The sequence below is a fragment of the Janthinobacterium sp. Bl 1 genome (assembly GCF_058215535.1).
Genome location: NZ_CM177086.1, coordinates 3578508 through 3594504 on the forward strand (window position 1 = coordinate 3578508; position 15997 = coordinate 3594504).

The 15997-nt window shown below is 63.0% G+C and carries 19 protein-coding genes; 15 read left to right on the plus strand and 4 right to left on the minus strand.

Features of this window, described 5'->3' with window-relative positions; all coding sequences use genetic code 11:
- Window positions 1-260 precede the first annotated feature (260 nt).
- From AC4BCN_RS15910 to AC4BCN_RS15925, 4 genes are all read right to left on the minus strand, one after another.
- Window positions 261-908, minus strand: coding sequence for a hypothetical protein (locus AC4BCN_RS15910; RefSeq protein ID WP_070302371.1), 648 nt, complete (start codon window positions 906-908; stop codon window positions 261-263).
- Complete coding sequence (locus AC4BCN_RS15915; RefSeq protein ID WP_490491199.1) at window positions 905-1759, minus strand: hypothetical protein; 855 nt, start codon at window positions 1757-1759, stop codon at window positions 905-907. Before AC4BCN_RS15915 ends, AC4BCN_RS15910 begins: the two co-directional genes overlap by 4 nt.
- A gap of 81 nt (window positions 1760-1840) precedes the next feature.
- On the minus strand, window positions 1841-2659 hold the full coding sequence (locus AC4BCN_RS15920; RefSeq protein ID WP_485882720.1) for a glutaminyl-peptide cyclotransferase: 819 nt from the start codon (window positions 2657-2659) through the stop codon (window positions 1841-1843).
- Window positions 2660-2684: 25 nt separating this feature from the next.
- On the minus strand, window positions 2685-3593 hold the full coding sequence (locus AC4BCN_RS15925; protein WP_490491200.1) for a LysR family transcriptional regulator: 909 nt from the start codon (window positions 3591-3593) through the stop codon (window positions 2685-2687).
- Window positions 3594-3696: 103 nt separating this feature from the next.
- Here AC4BCN_RS15925 and AC4BCN_RS15930 point away from each other — a divergent pair, with 103 nt between their 5' ends.
- The 15 genes from AC4BCN_RS15930 to AC4BCN_RS16000 all read left to right on the plus strand — a co-directional run bounded on the left by AC4BCN_RS15930 (window position 3697) and on the right by AC4BCN_RS16000 (window position 15932).
- Window positions 3697-4155: a CidA/LrgA family protein gene (locus tag AC4BCN_RS15930; RefSeq protein ID WP_490491201.1), complete on the plus strand. Its 459-nt coding sequence runs from the start codon at window positions 3697-3699 to the stop codon at window positions 4153-4155.
- Entirely contained in the window at window positions 4152-4841 is a 690-nt protein-coding gene (locus tag AC4BCN_RS15935; protein WP_139089087.1) for an LrgB family protein, read from the plus strand. The genes AC4BCN_RS15930 and AC4BCN_RS15935 overlap by 4 nt, the downstream gene beginning before the upstream one ends.
- Before the next feature lie 94 nt (window positions 4842-4935).
- On the plus strand, window positions 4936-6027 hold the full coding sequence (locus AC4BCN_RS15940) for a hypothetical protein (protein ID WP_490491202.1): 1092 nt from the start codon (window positions 4936-4938) through the stop codon (window positions 6025-6027).
- A 64-nt stretch (window positions 6028-6091) separates the two neighbouring features.
- Window positions 6092-7177: an HBL/NHE enterotoxin family protein gene (locus AC4BCN_RS15945; protein ID WP_485882709.1), complete on the plus strand. Its 1086-nt coding sequence runs from the start codon at window positions 6092-6094 to the stop codon at window positions 7175-7177.
- A gap of 5 nt (window positions 7178-7182) precedes the next feature.
- Complete coding sequence (locus tag AC4BCN_RS15950; protein ID WP_490491203.1) at window positions 7183-7986, plus strand: hypothetical protein; 804 nt, start codon at window positions 7183-7185, stop codon at window positions 7984-7986.
- Window positions 7987-8076: 90 nt separating this feature from the next.
- Window positions 8077-9168: a tRNA 2-selenouridine(34) synthase MnmH gene (gene mnmH, locus AC4BCN_RS15955; RefSeq protein WP_456149806.1), complete on the plus strand. Its 1092-nt coding sequence runs from the start codon at window positions 8077-8079 to the stop codon at window positions 9166-9168.
- 45 nt (window positions 9169-9213) lie between these two features.
- Window positions 9214-10278 (plus strand): selenide, water dikinase SelD, encoded by a 1065-nt coding sequence (gene selD, locus AC4BCN_RS15960; protein ID WP_490491204.1) that lies wholly within the window; start codon window positions 9214-9216, stop codon window positions 10276-10278.
- A gap of 25 nt (window positions 10279-10303) precedes the next feature.
- On the plus strand, window positions 10304-11170 hold the full coding sequence (locus tag AC4BCN_RS15965) for a putative selenate ABC transporter substrate-binding protein (protein ID WP_139089099.1): 867 nt from the start codon (window positions 10304-10306) through the stop codon (window positions 11168-11170).
- A 131-nt stretch (window positions 11171-11301) separates the two neighbouring features.
- Window positions 11302-12114 (plus strand): phosphonate ABC transporter ATP-binding protein, encoded by an 813-nt coding sequence (locus AC4BCN_RS15970; RefSeq protein ID WP_490491205.1) that lies wholly within the window; start codon window positions 11302-11304, stop codon window positions 12112-12114.
- An 11-nt stretch (window positions 12115-12125) separates the two neighbouring features.
- Entirely contained in the window at window positions 12126-12938 is an 813-nt protein-coding gene (locus AC4BCN_RS15975) for a PhnE/PtxC family ABC transporter permease (protein ID WP_490491206.1), read from the plus strand.
- Complete coding sequence (gene phnE, locus AC4BCN_RS15980; protein WP_490491207.1) at window positions 12935-13738, plus strand: phosphonate ABC transporter, permease protein PhnE; 804 nt, start codon at window positions 12935-12937, stop codon at window positions 13736-13738. Before AC4BCN_RS15975 ends, phnE begins: the two co-directional genes overlap by 4 nt.
- A gap of 26 nt (window positions 13739-13764) precedes the next feature.
- On the plus strand, window positions 13765-14130 hold the full coding sequence (locus tag AC4BCN_RS15985; protein ID WP_490491208.1) for a hypothetical protein: 366 nt from the start codon (window positions 13765-13767) through the stop codon (window positions 14128-14130).
- A gap of 56 nt (window positions 14131-14186) precedes the next feature.
- The gene (locus tag AC4BCN_RS15990) at window positions 14187-14831 is read left to right on the plus strand and encodes a putative DNA-mimic protein (RefSeq protein ID WP_490491209.1); all 645 of its coding nucleotides are present in this window, start codon (window positions 14187-14189) and stop codon (window positions 14829-14831) included.
- Between the two features lie 2 nt (window positions 14832-14833).
- Window positions 14834-15319, plus strand: a complete 486-nt coding sequence (locus AC4BCN_RS15995; protein WP_490491210.1) for a GNAT family N-acetyltransferase — start codon at window positions 14834-14836, stop codon at window positions 15317-15319.
- 28 nt (window positions 15320-15347) lie between these two features.
- Window positions 15348-15932, plus strand: a complete 585-nt coding sequence (locus AC4BCN_RS16000) for a hypothetical protein (RefSeq protein ID WP_490491211.1) — start codon at window positions 15348-15350, stop codon at window positions 15930-15932.
- Window positions 15933-15997 lie beyond the last annotated feature (65 nt).

The following is a 15997-nucleotide window of genomic DNA, read 5'->3' on the forward strand; positions in this document are numbered from 1 at the left end:
CCACAGGAAGGATGCGTTTCGGATATCGGGCCGCACCGCGCCATCTGCGCGCGCTGATTACGGCAAGAAATCATACGCCTGGGAAAGATACTTTTGCGGCAAGATTTATGCGCTGACCGGGAGGCAGCGCAGCCTGCATTACGCCATGAAAATAGGCGTTTTCGGCCCACATTCGATGACAATTGAATAGAATCGGCAAAAGCACTGCGTGTATAAGCGCCGCACCGGCAGGCGCCGGCGCGTGGCTTGCATGGTGATAGTCAGGCGGCCGGCGGCGGCTGGAAGGCGCAGAAACCGGGCCACTGCTCGCGGCTGTCGCATACTTTCAGGCAACCTTTATTATCCTTGAACGTGGCGACAACCTTGATGGGAAAACCATAGTGTGGCGTGGTGGCCAGGAAGGCCGATGAGCAGCTTTGCTCGTTGCTGAAGCGGAAAGTGATTTCTTCGCGGCGGCCCTTGCGCTCAAAGCTCAGCATGAAGGTTTCATTGCTGTTCCACTGCGCCTTGCCCGGCACGCGGAAGCGGTAGCGCGGGTTGCCCGCCTGCTGGCCATCCAGTTTCTGGCCAAAGACGCGGCTGCTGGCGGTGGCCGTCTCGACCTTGGCAACCGGATACACGACGCCAAAGATATAGGTGCCGGCAAACCCCTGGTCGAAGCCGAGTCCCTTCTGGTAAAACGGCACGACGATGTGCGGCGCGCCCGTGTACTCGACGGTATTGCGGGCCGTCGTGCGCGACGTCAGCTTGTCATCGGGCTCTTTGCCGAAGACGACGTCCAGTTCCAGCAAGGCTTGCTGCTTGTCGATATCTTGCGCCAGATAATCCTTGGGGAACGTTTCGCCATGCACGCAGCCGGCCAGCAAGGAGGCGGCGCAGCAGCCGGCGATCAGTTTGGATATTGTCATGGCTGTTTTCCTTCCGGCGGCGCGGAAATGAGGCCCAGCCCCGTCACTTGCAAGCCGTTCTTGCCTTGTTTCCATTCAAATTGCTGGCCGAACCAGGCCAGTTCCAGTTCGCGCCGGATGCGGATCGAATCCGTGCGGCCCTTGCCCGCCTTGATGGCGGCGCCCGCCTGCGCGGAAGCGGCCTCCGACAAGGGTTTGAGCCACCGTTGATAGGTATCGGGCGGCAAGGCCAGCACGCCGGCCACGCCGTCGTCGCGCGTGGCGACAATAATCCCCACCTTCGTCAGCGCATTCGTCAGATAGGCGCCGCGCCGCCCGTCGGGCGAGACGGAGACCAGCATGGCATGCGGATAGTCGCCGCTGACGTTGCCCGGCACGTCAAACCACAGCAGTTCGCCCGTGCCCGTATCGAGCGCGCGGCCGTCGCGGGGAAACAGCAGCATCTCGGGACGGCCTGGCTGCGGCACGCCCCATTCGGGGTCGCGCTCCGTGCGCACCATATTGTCGCGCTGCAAGGGACTGATGGGGCGCATCAGCGGTTCGCCATTCTGCAAGCCGATCAGTATCGTGCCCTGGCCCGTATAGCCCTTGGTAAAGGCCAGCAGCATGGGCTGGCCTTCGCGCGTGGCCTTGATGGGCCGCACTTCCACCACTTCGCGCGCGCCGCCGGGCCAGTAGCCGTGCCGGCGGAAAGACAAGGTGAGGAGAGAGTCGTAACGGCCATTCGTGACGGCAAAGTCGCCGTATTGCCTGACCACCGGCATGTTGGGCGTCTGCGCCTTTGCGGCGGACCAGACGGCGGCAAGCAGGCTGGCGGCGGCCGCCAAACGGCATAAAGAGAGAGACAGCATGGCATCCTGTATAGGTCGCACTGGGCGAAGAATCAGAATTCTAAACGATTCCTCGCCAGCAACACTGCCCAATTGAAAACATCAACGGCGCTGGATTTCGATCAGCTCGATCTCGAACAGCTTGGGCCACAGTTTGCCCGTGACAAACAGGCGCTTGCCGCGTGCATCCCAGGCGATGCCGTTGAGCACGGCATCGGGATTGGCCGTGCCCCGCTGTTCCGGCGGCAGCAAGCCCGTCAGGTCGATCCAGCCGACAACCTTGCCGCTGGCTGGGTCGATGCGGGCGATCACGTCCGCGCCCCACACATTGGCGTACAGCTCGCCGTCGACCATTTCCAGTTCGTTCAGACGCTCGATGGCACGGCCTTCCGCCTTGACTTCGAAGCGACGCACCTCGGCCAGGGTTTTCGGATTGAGCACGCGGATGGCGGAGCTGCCGTCGCTCATGTAGACGAATTTGCCGTCACTGGCCAGGCCCCAGCCTTCGCCCTGGTAGCTGAAGGTGCGCTTGAGTTTGAAGGTTTTCTGGTCGAAGACATAACCGGTCTTCGACACCCACGTCAGGCCCAGGATTTCATCGCCCACGTCCGTGATGCCTTCGCCAAACACTTTTTTGTCGAGCATGCTTTTCTGCAGGACCTTGCCCGTCGTCAATTCCACCTTGCGCAAGGAAGACTGGCCGTTCTGGCCCGTGCTTTCATACAAATGACCATCCTTGAACAGCAAGCCCTGGGTAAATGCCTGAGGGTCGTGCGGATAGGTATTCTTGACGAAATAGCCATACACGGGGATGGCAGCCTGGGCGTAGCCCATTTCGCTCATCAGGCCCACCGTGCATAACAATCCCAGCAACAGCGAGCCGGCCGTGCGTTTCAGTCTGGTTTTACCTGTGTTCTTCATATGCTTGGCGGTGGTTGGCGAGCGGCTATTGTAATCGCCCGGGCTGCGCCATGCGCACCCTGACGAGCTCGAGCCAGGCGCGGGCCGCAAACGACAACCGCCCGCCGCGGCGCCAGGCCAGCATCAGATTCCACTCCACGGGCGGACCATCGAGAGGAATGACTGTAAATTGCGTTTGATCCAGGGTATCGCAATACATCTTCGGCAGCAGGCAGATACCCACGCCCAGCTGCACCAGCGAAGCAATAAAATCCCACTGCCCGCTGCGGCCCGTGATACGGGGCGCGAAACCGGCCCGCTGGCAGGCATCGAGCACGATGTCGTTCAGGGCAAACGCGGCGCCGTAGAAAATGAAGGGACTGTCGGCCAGCTCGGCCAAGGCCACCGAGGAGCGGCCCTGCCACGGCGAGCCGGGCGCGGCCAGCAGGCACAGCGGCGAGCGCACGAGGGGCAAGGCTTCGAAATCCTGCCAGGTGGCCGCATTGCCCGGGTAGTCGAGCATGGTGCCCAGTTCCACCGTGCCGGTGCGCAAGTCGCGCTCGATCGCCTGCGTGCCGCTTTCGTACATCTTCAGCTCGATGCCCGGATAGCGCTGGTGGTACTCGGCCAGCCAGGGCGCCAAGGTCGAGTGCGTTTGCGGCGACACGCCGACTCTTAATTCCCCCCTTTCCAGATGTTGCAGGTCGCGCAATTCCACCTTCAGTTCCGCGTGCAGGGCCAGCAGTTCATGCGCGCGCGACAGCACCACCTTGCCCGCGTCCGTCAGGGTAAAACGTTTACCGGCCCGGTCCAGCAAGGCCAGGTCCAGCGACTGTTCCAGTTGTTGGACCATCTTGCTGACGGTGGGCTGCGTCACGTGCAGCTTGGCGGCCGCGCGTGTAAAACTGTTCTGTTCCACCACTTCGACGAAGTAGCGCAGGGAGCGGATATCCATAATGCATTCCAAACTCGAATGATAATCATGAGTTTAAGTCATTTTATCTTTTGATGCAGGGTCCCTACAATGAAACCTTCCCCCTGCCGTTAGAAAGCCCGCCGTGAAAGCCTTGCACTGTTCCACCGCCGCCCTGTCCTCCATCCCAGCCTGGCGCCAGCCCGCGCAAACCGTCTGGCAAGTGGGCATTTTGATCGCAGCCTGGTGGCTGGCCGACGAGGCCGCCTCCACCCTACACCTGCCATTCTCCGGCGGCGTCGTGGGCCTGTTCGTGCTGGTGGCACTGTTGCTGGCCGGCTGGGTGCGGCCTGCCGCCATCGAACTGGGCGCGAACTGGCTGCTGGCCAATATGCTGCTGTTCTTTATCCCGCTGGTCGTGTCCGTGGTGCAATTTACTCAGCTGTTGAAGTCACAGGGTGTAATGCTGTTCGTAAATATTGGCCTGGGCTTTGCCAGCGTGATGCTGGCCACGGCCTTCACCGTGGAATGGGTGTGCCGCTATGAACGCAGCTTGCGCCTGCAAAAACTGCTGCGCCAGCGCGCAGCGAGGACGCAGACATGAACACCGTGCTCCTGTCGCTGCTGTTCTTGCTGTTGACCCTGGTGCTGTTCTACGCCAACCAGGCGCTGCATCGCCGCCATCCGCACTTCTTGCTCACGCCCGCCATCTGCACCTCGGCGTTACTGATCATCATCGTGCAGGCCACCTCGACGCCGTTCGCCACGTATTTCGGCGAGACGCGCTGGCTGCCGTGGCTGCTGGGACCGGCCACCATCGCCTTTGCGCTACCTATCTTCCAGGAGCGCAAGCTGATCCGCAAGCACTGGCTGGCCCTGTCGCTGGGCAGCTGCGCCGGCATCGTCGCGTCGGTCGCCGCCACCTTGCTGCTGGACCGGGTGCTGGGCGTGCATGGCGACATGGCGCGCAGCCTGCTGGCCAGGTCTGTCTCGACGCCGTTCGCGCTGGAAGCGTCGCGCCACATGGGCGGCTCGGCCCAGCTGACGGGCATCTTCGTCGTCATGACGGGCCTGTTCGGCCTGATGCTGGGCAAACCACTGTTGAAACTGCTGCCCTTGCGCATGCGCATCGCCCGTGGCGCCCCGTATGGCGCGGCCGCGCACGGCTTTGGCCTGTCCGTGGCGCGCCGGGTCGGCACGGAAGAAGGCGCCGTGGCCAGCCTGACGATGATTTTCTCGGGCGTCGTGACGGTGCTGCTGGCGCCGCTGCTGGGCAGAGTATTGGGCTAGGGTTCCCTCGGCGCGATTGCGGCAGGTCAAAGCGGCAAGCGCGGGTTGGGCGATAGTGTGCGGACTCCCGTTCGCTCACCCTCCCGGAAACCCTATGGCAAGCACATCCAATCCAGGGCCGCAGGCCCTACAAGTCGACTATTTTTCCGCCAGCGACCAGCTCCTGTTTGCACAGACGGCCGCCAATCTGCTGGAGCAGCAGGCCAATCTCGACCTTGACGCCCAAGTCGATGCCGGCCTGGCCTACCAGGTCAGCCAGTTCCAGTCGCAAATGAAGAGCCGGGCAATGACCGCCGGCGACCGCATCTTGCCCGCCTACATCGGTTTGCTGAGCCAGGCGACGGCCTTTGCCGCGCTATGGAACGCCGCCTACCAGCTGCAACGGCCCCGGCTGGCGCAAGCGGCGCAGGACGCCGCCACGCGGGCCGACCTCGCGCAGGTCTACCAGCAGCTGGCGACGCAATCGGGGCACATCAACCAGCAGGCCCAGGCGCTGACGGGTGACATGCGCGTCATCGCCGGCGAACTGGCGCCGCTCAACGCGGGCTTCAACACGGCGCTGTCCGCCACCATCGCCGCCCTGGGCGCCGCTGCCAGCGCATCATCGGCCAGCATCGACCAGCTGAAGGCCGCCATCAACACGAATATCGCCGATATCGTCGCCGGCGCCAACAAGACGGGCGCTGCCGTCACGGAATTGATCGTCAAGACCATGACCACCATCAGCGATGCGCAGGGCGATGCAAAGACCGCGCCATCGGGCGACTTCGTGGTGCAAGGCATTGATGCGGCGGAACAGGGCGTGGCCGAAACGGCCCAGGCCCGCGCGGCCCTGAACGCCAACAATGCGCTGCTGGCCAGCGCCTATCAGCAGCTGGCCGGTGCCGATGCGCTGGTGGCCGTGGCCAAGGTGGTGCAGGTACAGAACAGCCAGTTCAGCAGCGCCTTTCACAACGCACTCGATACGGCCCAGGTGCTGGCCGAGGACTGGGGCCAGTCGCCGCAAGCACCGCCAGCGACGGGCGTCAGCGCCGGCCTGGCCGCCTTTGCCGATGCCGTCGCCGGCATGGCCAGCAGCGCCGACGCCGAAACGCTGGGCGGTCAGCTCGATTACGCCAACACGGCGTGGCAGTTGCTGGCCGCCAGCCTGGCGCCACTGGAGCAAGCCATGACAGGCGCTTCCTGAACGGCGCGCCACCGCTTGTTTATCCGACCGCTCACACAATGACCCATCCGACCAGGAGCCGCGCATGTCGAATCAAAACCAGGCAGCACAAGGCATCAGCACCGCCAACAAATCGCAGTGTTCACAAGCGTTGCTGATACAAACCTACGCCAACAGCATCAACGAGCAGCCCAGCGTGGACTTTTCGGGCGACGCCAATTTGCTGAAATACCAGTCGCAAATCAACGATGGCCTGAGCCAGGCGCAAACCCACGCCACGGCCTACCTGAATGTCATCCAGCCCACGATCATTGCCAACATCGCCAATATCGGCAATTACTACGCGCTCAACAACGCCGTGCTGACGGCCTTGCCAACCGGCTCGACGGAGGCGCAATGGATCGCCACCCTGACGGCGCTGCAACAGCAATCCCAGCAATACCAGACGGCCGCGAATGGCGTCGTCAGCAGCCTGCAGACCTTGCACGACAACCTGACCACGGATTCCGCCTCGTTCGCCACCACCGTCAGCGACTTGAACGCTGCAGTGAATGGCGACAATGGCGTGCTCAATTCCATCAACAGCCAGCTCGGCACTATCCAGGGGCAGATCGACGGCGCCATTGCCGGCACCGTGCTGAGCGGCCTGGCCATCGTGGGCGGCACCTTCATGGTTGTCGTCGGCGGCGTGGCCGATTTCGTCACGGCAGGCACGTCGACGCCGCTCGTGGTGGCCGGTGTTGCCGTCGTGGCCGCCGGCATAGGCGGCGAAGTGGCGTCGGCCATCACCCTGAAAAACCTCAACGATGAAAAGGCAACCTTGCTGGGACAGGAAGCGTCGCTGACGGCCGAAGTCAAGCTTGCCACCGGCATCAGCAGCGGCTATGCCAGCCTGTCGAACCAGGTGCAGGCCGCCGTGCAATCGGCCACGCAGATGGAAAACGCGTGGGAATTCCTCAGCAGCGACCTCGGCAGCCTGATCAGCGACCTGCAGCAAGGCATCCAGAACACCGACACCATCCGCACCCTGTTCCTGACGGCCGCCAACACGGAAATGCAAGCCGTCACCACGGACATCACCACCATCAAGGGCCAGATGACGGGCGTCACCAGCATCGTCGCGCCCAAGGGCCAGACGGTGGGCGAAGCGGCCGTTGCCGCGGCGGCGTGAGCGCCATGGCCGGCCTGCTGACGCAAACCATCGCCAACCTGCTCGCCGCGCAGCAGCAGATCGCGGCCCTCGGTGGCTTGCCGCCAGCCGCCCAGCAGATCCAGGCGGGATGCAATGCCTTGATCCAGCCCATGGTGGCGCAGACGCGCGCGCTGCAACAGGCTGTTGCCGCCTTCGTCCAGATGGCAACGTCGCAGCTGGCGCAAGTACAAACCATGCTGTCGGCGCAGGCGCCGCTGCCCGATATCAAGGCGGCGATGTCGGCCCTGCAGCAGCAGGCACAGCAGCTGCAAGGCACGGCCAATGGCACGGCTGGCACGCTGACGGCGCAAACGGCGCAATTGATGGGCTATTTCAACCAGCTTGCCGGTGTCGAAGCGGGCTTGCAAAGCCAGGTCACGGCCTTGCAGGGGCAACTGGGCGACGCGCAAAGCGAACTCGATGCGGCGCAGAAGCGCTATTACTATCTGCTGGCGCTGGGTCCGTTCGGCCTCGTCGGCCTGGCCGTGGCCCTGGGCCTGTACTTGAAATGGAAGTCCGATGTCAGCGACCTGCAAGGCCAGATCGGCGGCTTGAACGGCCAGATCGGCGCCTTCAATGGCATGAAGGCGGCATGCCAGCAACTGGGCGCGGATTGCCAGGGTCTCGCCGCCAGCATTTCAGGCGTGCGCAACGCCGTCAATTTTCTCGTCAGCGACTTGCTCGAGGTCAGCGGTGACCTGGACGCGGGCGATGCCGCGGTCGTCATTGCCTTGATGGCGACGGCCGCCAGCACGGAACTTGCCACCCTGGGCACGGATGCCGCTTGAGCCGCCTGGCACCCATTGCTTGCAGGGACTGACGGCACGGGCGTTTATCGGGGATAATACGTCTTTCCCCCGACCAGCACCCGCGCCACGATGAAATACCCCGCAGTTCAGCCTTTCAGCGATATCCTGCCCCGCTTGAGCGAGTTCGATGCCATCATCGATGTGCGCAGCCCGTCCGAGTTCGCGGAAGACCACTTGCCGGGCGCCATCAATCTGCCCGTGCTCGACGACGAACAGCGCGTACGCGTGGGCACCTTATATAAACAGACGAGCGCCTTCGAAGCAAAGAAGCTGGGCGCGGCGCTGGTGGCGAAAAATATCGCGCGGCATATCGAAGATGGTTTTCTCGGCCACCAGCAGCACTGGAAGCCGCTCATCTACTGCTGGCGCGGCGGCAACCGCAGCGGCGCCATGGCGCACATCCTCGCGCGCATCGGCTGGCCCGTCACGCAACTCGAGGGCGGCTACAAGGATTACCGCCGCCACGTGAACGCCGAGCTGGCCACCCTGCCCGAGCGCTTCGACTTCATCAACGTGCTGTGCGGCCCCACGGGCAGCGGCAAGAGCCGCTTGCTGCAAGTACTGGACACGCAAGGCGCGCAAGTGATCGACCTGGAGCAATTGGCGGCCCACCGTGGTTCCGTGCTGGGCGGCTTGCCCGAGGAAGACCAGCCATCACAAAAAGCGTTTGAAAGCGCGCTGTGGCAGCAACTGCGCACTTTCGACCCGCAGCAGCCCGTGTTCATCGAATCGGAAAGCAAGAAAGTAGGCCGTTTGCGCGTGCCCGATGCGCTGATGGACAAGATGCGCGCGGCCGATTGCACGGACGTGCGCCTGGCCACGGACCAGCGCGTGCAATTGCTGATGCAGGACTATGAACATTTCGTCGGCGACCCGGCCCGCCTGAACGTGCAGCTGGCCCTGCTGACGCAGTTGCATGGCAAGGAGAAAATTGCTCACTGGCAGCAGCTGGCCACATCGGGCCGCATGGCCGAGCTGGTGGAAGAATTGCTGGTCCAGCATTACGACCCCGTCTACCGCCAGTCGATCGCCCGCAACTTCAGCCGCTACGCCCAGGCGACGCCGCTGGTCTTGCCCGATATTTCAGAACATGCCTTTGAGCAAGCCGCGCGTGCATTATGTGCTATCGTCGGCGACAACCGTACCGCCAGCGCCGCGTGATGCCTGGCTTGCCACCCAATTACCTATTTCAGCAGGATGAAGACCATGTCCGATAGCGCAGCAACAGCCAATACACCGATCCGATTGACCGAGTTTGCCCATGGCGGCGGCTGCGGCTGCAAAATTGCGCCGGGCGTGCTGGCCGACATTTTAAAAGGCAGCGGCGGCTTTCCGCTGCCGAAGGAATTGCTGGTCGGCATAGAAACCTCGGATGACGCGGCCGTCTACCAGCTCAACGACGAGCAGGCGCTGATCGCCACGACGGACTTTTTCATGCCCATCGTCGACGATCCGTTCGACTTTGGCCGCATCGCCGCCACCAACGCCATTTCCGACGTGTACGCCATGGGCGGCACGCCCATCATGGCGCTGGCCCTGGTCGGCATGCCGATCAACAAGCTGCCGGTGGAAACCATCGGTCTCATTTTAAAAGGCGGCGAAACCATCTGCGCCCAGGCCGGCATCCCCATCGCGGGCGGCCACACCATCGATTCCGTCGAGCCGATCTATGGCCTCGTCGTGCTGGGCCTGGTCCACCCGTCGCAGGTGAAACGCAATGCGGGCGCGCGCGCCGGCGACAAACTGGTGTTGGGCAAGCCGATCGGCGTGGGCATCCTGTCGGCCGCGCTGAAGAAGAATGCACTCGATGCGGGCGGTTACGCTTCCCTGATCGACAACACCACCAAATTGAATACCCCGGGCAAGAAGCTGGCCCTGCTCGATGGCGTGCATGCGCTGACGGATGTGACGGGCTTCGGCTTGCTGGGCCATACCCTGGAACTGGCGCGCGGCGCCAAGTTGCAGGCGCGTATCGCCATGGATGCCGTGCCACTGCTGCCGCAAGTGCAGCAACTGGCGCAAAACGGCAACATCACGGGCGCCTCTGGCCGCAACTGGCAGGGATATGGCGCGCAAGTGGCGCTGGCCGACAGCCTGAGCGCCATCGACAAGGCGATTCTGACGGACCCGCAAACGGCCGGCCCCCTGCTAGTGGCCTGCGCGCCGGAAGCCGTCGAGCAAGTGCTGGCGATTTTCCGCGCCGAAGGCTTTGCCGACGCCACAGTGATTGGCGACGTGCTGGAAGGCACGACCGGGGTTTCCGTATTTTAATGAATAATTTAACAAAGGGAATAGCATGACCACATTCTCGAAATTCCCCGCCATCCTGGCCACCGTCGCCGCTACCCTGGCTATCCACAGCGGTCTGGCGCAAGCGCAGCAAGTGTTGCGCGTGTCCGCCATCCCCGACGAAGCGCCGACGGAACTTCAGCGCAAGTTCAAGCCGCTGGGCAGCTACCTGGAGAAAAAGCTGGGCATGAAGGTGGAATTTACGCCCGTCACTGATTACGCGGCGTCCGTGGAAGGCTTGATCAATAACAAGCTCGACATGGTCTGGTTCGGCGGTTTTACCTTCGTGCAAGCGAACGTGCGCAGCGGCGGCAAGATCGTCCCGCTGGTGCAGCGCGAGGAAGACACGAAATTCCGCTCGGTTTTTGTGACCACCAGCAAGGACATCAATCAGTTGTCCGACCTGAAGGGAAAGAATTTCACGTTCGGTTCGGAATCGTCGACCTCGGGCCACTTGATGCCGCGCTACTACTTGCTGGCGGCCAAGGTCAACCCGGATACGGACATGAAGCGCATCGCGTTTTCCGGCGCGCATGACGCCACCGTGGCGGCAGTGGCCGGCGGCAAGGTCGATGCAGGCACCTTGAACATTTCTGTTTGGGAAAAACTGGTCGAAGCGAAAAAGGTCGACCCAAGCAAGGTGCGCGTGTTCTACACGACACCAGGCTACTACGACTACAACTGGAGCGTGCGCGCCGACATGAACCCCGCCGTGCGCAAGAAGCTGACGGACGCCTTCCTGGCGCTTGACCCGTCTACGGCCGAAGGCAAGGAAATCCTCGAACTCCAGCGCGCCACCAAGTTCATCCCGACCAAGGCCGAGAACTACAAGGATATCGAAGCGGCCGCGCGCGATGCGAAGCTGTTGAAGTAATTTTATTGCCGAACCTGTCGGATTACGTCCTGCGGACTAATCCGACCTACGCTGTCCGTTGTATGGCGTAGGTCGGATTAGCGGCGCAGCCGCGTAATCCGACACCGCCCCAAAAAAAACCGACACATCGCATGACATTCCAACTTCACAAGGTCAGCGTCCACCACGCGGGCGCGCCCGGCAATGCGCTGGCCCTGCGCGAGCTTAGCCTGGACGTGGCCCAAGGTGAACAGATCGCCCTGATCGGCCCTTCCGGCGCCGGCAAGACCAGCTTGCTCCATACCCTGGCGTGTGCGCTGCGCCCCGAATCGGGCATATTGAATATTCTTGGCACTTCACCCTGGCAAGTCGCCAGCGCCGAACGCCACCGCTTGCGCGCGCGCCTGTTCCTGGCGCCGCAAACGCCGCCGCTGCCGCCGCGCCAGCGCGTCGTCAACGCCGTGCTGGCGGGCCGCTTGCCGCAATGGAATTTGTGGACGGCCATCCGTTCGCTGCTGGCGCCCATCGACCCGCGCAGCGCGTGGGAGGCGCTCGGCAAATTCAACCTGCAAGACAAACTGTATGCGCGCGTCGACCGCCTGTCCGGCGGCGAACGCCAGCGCTGCGGCATGGCCCGCGCGCTCGTGTCGAACGCGGAAGTGTTCCTTGTCGACGAACCCTTGTCCGCGCTCGACCCCACACTGGCTTTGCAGACGATCCATGTGCTGCAGGCCGAAGCAACGGAACGCAACGCCACCCTGATCTGCAGCCTGCACCAGGTGGAAATCGCCCGCGCCTGCTTTACGCGCATCGTCGCACTGCGCGATGGCCAGATCGTCTTCGACTTGCCTGGCGCCGAGGTCAGCGACGCCATGATAGCAGCGCTGTACCGCAACAAGGCAGACCCCGCGCCACAATTCGATACGGTTGAAACAAAGCTGGATGCTGCGAGGCCCCTTTGCTGAAGAGCAGCGCCATGCCGCGCGACCCCGCCTGGCGCGGCCGCCTGACCGGCGCCGCCGTCGTGCTGCTAGTGCTGTGGCCGATGCTGGTGCAGGCCGAATTCAAGCCGTGGATTTTATGGGATGCGCAAAGCCTGGCCGCCACTTGGCAATTCATCGCCAGCTTCGTGCCGCCCGCCCACTCGCTGGAATTCCTGCAACTGGTGGCCGTATCCAGCTGGGAAACCATTGCCATGGCCACGGCCGGCATGGCGCTGGCCATGCTGGGCGCCATCCCATTGACCTTGCTGGTGACGGAGCGGCTGTCGATTTCGCGCATCGGCTCAGGCCGAGTGTCGCCGCTGGCTGCCAGCGTGCGCCACGCCGTGCGCGCGCTGCTGGTGTTGCTGCGCAGCGTGCCGGAACTGGTCTGGGCTCTATGCTTGGTGCGCATCGTCGGCCTGGGACCGACGGCGGGCGTGATCGCCATTGCCCTCACCTATTGCGGCATGCTGGGCAAGGTGTACGCGGAAATCCTTGAATCGTCGGATGCGTCCGCCTGCAACGCCCTGCTCCACAACGGCAGCGGCAGATTACAAGCCTTGCTGTACGGCGCCCTGCCTGAGTCGGCCGCCGAACTGGTGTCGTACACGATTTACCGCTGGGAATGTGCGATCCGCGGCTCCGTCGTCATGGGTTTTGTCGGCGCGGGCGGCCTGGGCCAGCGCATGGATGAATCGATGAAGATGATGGCGGGCAGCGAACTGGCCACGATGCTGATGGTGTTCGTGCTGCTGGTGGCGGGTGCCGACGCCGTGTCCGCCATGCTGCGCCGGAGGTTGGCATGAAGCATCCGACCTTCGACGCCATGCTCGCCCCTGCGCCCGCGCGCTGGTCGACCTGGGCCTTGCTGGCCGGTTTGCTGCTGCTGGTCATCGCCAGCTTTGCCACCCTGCCCCTGAAATGGGGCGAGTTCTTCAGTGCCGACGCCGTGCGCACGAGCGCCGACTTCCTGCACGGCTTCGCCCCGCCCGAGCTGGCGCCGAACTTCCTCATGAAAGTGGGCGTCGCCACGTTCGAGACACTGGCCATGTCGGCCATCGGCACGGTGATCGCCGCACTCGTGGGCGCACTGCTGGCCTTGCCCGCCAGCGGCCGTTTTGGCAACGTGGCGCGCAATGCCACGCGCGCGATACTCAACGTGCTGCGCTCGATTCCCGAACTGGTATGGGCTTCGATTTTGCTGATCGCCGCCGGCCTGGGCCCGTTCGCGGGCACCCTGGCGCTGGCGCTGCACACGATGGGCGTGCTGGGCCGGTTGTTTGCCGATGCGTTTGAGAATTGCCCGCCCTTGCCGGCCGCCACCTTGCGCATCAATGGCGCGCGTCCTGCCGTGGCCTTCCTGTACGCCACCTTGCCGCAGTGCGGGCCGCAGATGATGTCGTACACCTTGTACCGCTGGGAAAACAATATCCGCGCCGCCGCCATCCTCGGCGTCGTCGGTGCGGGCGGCCTTGGGCAGATGCTGAAATATCACCTGTCGCTGTTCCAGATGCAGAACGCCGCTACCGTCATCGTCGCCATGCTGCTGATGGTGGCCGCCGTCGATGGCCTCAGCTACCTGCTGCGCCGCGCGATGACCCGTTAATTATTTACTTTTCACAAGGAAAATCCATGTCAGGCTGGTGGACCATTATCTCAACAGACACGCCGGAGCAAATGGCCGACATGACGAAAGTCAACAAGGACGCTTTTCTCGCCACGTGGGAAGCGGACCTGTTCGGCGCCGACTGGATCGCGCAACTATGCCATCAAGGCAAGGCGACCCAGCTGGCTTTCAACGGCTTTCCCAACCGCTACACGGCGCCGGCGAACGTCGTCGTGCCCCTGCTGCAGGCGGGCATCGCCGAGGCGCAGGATGGCGAATTTCCGCAGGACCGGCTCACAGGCTGGCCCGGTTGCATTACCGTGCACCAGGACCGCATCGCCGCCTGTAAGCCCGGTCAACTGCTGACCATCGAAGTGTGGGATCAATCGTAAATGATGATCAAAGGCAAATGGTTTAGACTGATGCGCAGCTGCAACTAGAGGAGTTCATGATGGGATTGGCAATTTCGGTCGGCGCCCTTGCCGACCTGCAGGAAGAAGACCCGGAAGGCGCGCAGTGGCTCGTCACCGCTTTGGAAGAAGCCAATCTGCTGCTGCAAAAGGCGGGGCTGCCACAGCACAGCGAACCGGCCACGCTGCCGCAACTGGACTCGCGCGTCATGCTCGATTCCTTTCCATACAGCTTCCTGCACACCCTGCGCCGCGCGTATGCCCATGCGTGCCTCGATGCGCAATGGCGTGCCACGCCATTGGCCGAGGGCGAGGATGCAACGGAGGATCCGGTGCTCGATGCCGCGCAGGATGACTTTGACAGCCACCTGATCTGCCATTCCGATTGCGAAGGTTTTTATTTCCCCCTCGTCTTCGAGGAAGTCATTTTTGCCGATGAGGAACACGCGCTGCTGGGCGGCATGCTGGGTTCCTCGTACAGCCTGCGCGCTGAACTGGTCACGGTCGCGCCCGCACTGGGCATCTTCCTGCTGGGCGACGAACTGAGCGATGAAGAAGCGGCCCGCATCAATGCGCGCATCGACGCCGAAGACGGCCTGGAACGCGAACTGGTCGCCTGGCTGGCCGCGTACGAGGCATGCCGGCTCAGCATCGAGCACAAGACGGTGATCGTCTTCAATTAAGCATGCTGATACGCCCCACCRCCGCCGCCGACTGGCCGGCCCTGAAAGCCACGCGCCTGGCCGCCCTGCTCGACGCGCCCACGGCCTTTGGCGCCAGCCACGCCAGCGCGGCCGGTTTTTCCGATGCCGACTGGCAGCAGCGCGCCGTCAGCACGCCCCAGCGCACGTTTTTCCTCGCCTTTGATGGAGAGCAAACCATCGGCCTGGCCGCGCAAGTGGTGGCCGGCAATGGCGAGTGCCACCTGATCGCCATGTGGGTACATCAGGAATATCGGGGCATGGCCGTGGCGCAGGGTCTGGTCGACGCCGTGAAACAATGCGCCGTGAACAATGGCCATCGTCGGCTGGTGCTCGACGTGGCGCCGGAGAACGCGCGCGCGGCCGCGTTTTACCGGAAACAGGGCTTTGTGTTTTTACCGGTATGGGAAGCGCTGGAAAGCCATCCGCATATCCAGGTGCAGAAGATGGAGTGGCTGGCGCCCGTATAAGCATTAACTAATGGAAAGGTGCAAAGCGATGCTGCGATCTATCTCCACACTCCTGCTGTTGACTGTCCTTGCCGGCAAGGCGAGCGCAGCGAATATTCCCGATACCGTTCTTGAATATGCGCATGCGTTTGCGCAAACACAGGCGGCGGACAAGCAAGCACCCACGCCGCCAGCCGACTACGCGCAATGGTTCTTTCAAGGCTTGACCCATCCATCGGGCGGGATCGTGACGCAATCGGCCGCCATGCGCGATGCCTACACGAATGGCCAACGCTATTGGCGCGATCATCCGTCCGAACGGGCCAACATCATGGCAGGCTATGGCTACCGTGCCATCGAGCGCGATGGCCTCTGGTCGCGGGGCTTTGAAAAGAGCGTTTTCCAACCGGCCCATGCTGATCTCGACGGTGACGCCGGCGCATGGTGGTTCAACTCCTTCGGCGGCGTTGCATGGCGCGACGTCGGCCTGGTGGCACCCAATTCAAGCCATGAACAGCCGCGCGTGCATATTGTCGGCTATCTCAGTCCCAAAGGCCATTATGGCCATCTGGGCGCCTATGAACATGAAGTCCTGGTCACGTCGGGTGCCGCCGTGCAAGCCGCAGATCATTGATGGTGAATCCGGATAAACGCGATTTCAAGCACTCCATTCATCCCGATTGACATCCTGTCTTAAAA

What these genes read in the sequence shown, in the direction of transcription:
- AC4BCN_RS15990 (WP_490491209.1), top strand. Translation starts at nt 14,187, where the DNA reads ATGATGGGATTGGCAATTTCGGTCGGCGCCCTTGCCGACCTGCAGGAA.
- phnE (WP_490491207.1), top strand. Translation starts at nt 12,935, where the DNA reads ATGAAGCATCCGACCTTCGACGCCATGCTCGCCCCTGCGCCCGCGCGC.
- AC4BCN_RS15945 (WP_485882709.1), top strand. Translation starts at nt 6,092, where the DNA reads ATGTCGAATCAAAACCAGGCAGCACAAGGCATCAGCACCGCCAACAAA.
- AC4BCN_RS16000 (WP_490491211.1), top strand. Translation starts at nt 15,348, where the DNA reads ATGCTGCGATCTATCTCCACACTCCTGCTGTTGACTGTCCTTGCCGGC.
- AC4BCN_RS15925 (WP_490491200.1), bottom strand. Translation starts at nt 3,593, where the DNA reads ATGGATATCCGCTCCCTGCGCTACTTCGTCGAAGTGGTGGAACAGAAC.
- AC4BCN_RS15965 (WP_139089099.1), top strand. Translation starts at nt 10,304, where the DNA reads ATGACCACATTCTCGAAATTCCCCGCCATCCTGGCCACCGTCGCCGCT.
- AC4BCN_RS15915 (WP_490491199.1), bottom strand. Translation starts at nt 1,759, where the DNA reads ATGCTGTCTCTCTCTTTATGCCGTTTGGCGGCCGCCGCCAGCCTGCTT.
- AC4BCN_RS15940 (WP_490491202.1), top strand. Translation starts at nt 4,936, where the DNA reads ATGGCAAGCACATCCAATCCAGGGCCGCAGGCCCTACAAGTCGACTAT.
- AC4BCN_RS15985 (WP_490491208.1), top strand. Translation starts at nt 13,765, where the DNA reads ATGTCAGGCTGGTGGACCATTATCTCAACAGACACGCCGGAGCAAATG.
- AC4BCN_RS15920 (WP_485882720.1), bottom strand. Translation starts at nt 2,659, where the DNA reads ATGAAGAACACAGGTAAAACCAGACTGAAACGCACGGCCGGCTCGCTG.
- AC4BCN_RS15970 (WP_490491205.1), top strand. Translation starts at nt 11,302, where the DNA reads ATGACATTCCAACTTCACAAGGTCAGCGTCCACCACGCGGGCGCGCCC.
- mnmH (WP_456149806.1), top strand. Translation starts at nt 8,077, where the DNA reads ATGAAATACCCCGCAGTTCAGCCTTTCAGCGATATCCTGCCCCGCTTG.
- AC4BCN_RS15975 (WP_490491206.1), top strand. Translation starts at nt 12,126, where the DNA reads ATGCCGCGCGACCCCGCCTGGCGCGGCCGCCTGACCGGCGCCGCCGTC.
- AC4BCN_RS15935 (WP_139089087.1), top strand. Translation starts at nt 4,152, where the DNA reads ATGAACACCGTGCTCCTGTCGCTGCTGTTCTTGCTGTTGACCCTGGTG.
- AC4BCN_RS15910 (WP_070302371.1), bottom strand. Translation starts at nt 908, where the DNA reads ATGACAATATCCAAACTGATCGCCGGCTGCTGCGCCGCCTCCTTGCTG.
- AC4BCN_RS15950 (WP_490491203.1), top strand. Translation starts at nt 7,183, where the DNA reads ATGGCCGGCCTGCTGACGCAAACCATCGCCAACCTGCTCGCCGCGCAG.
- selD (WP_490491204.1), top strand. Translation starts at nt 9,214, where the DNA reads ATGTCCGATAGCGCAGCAACAGCCAATACACCGATCCGATTGACCGAG.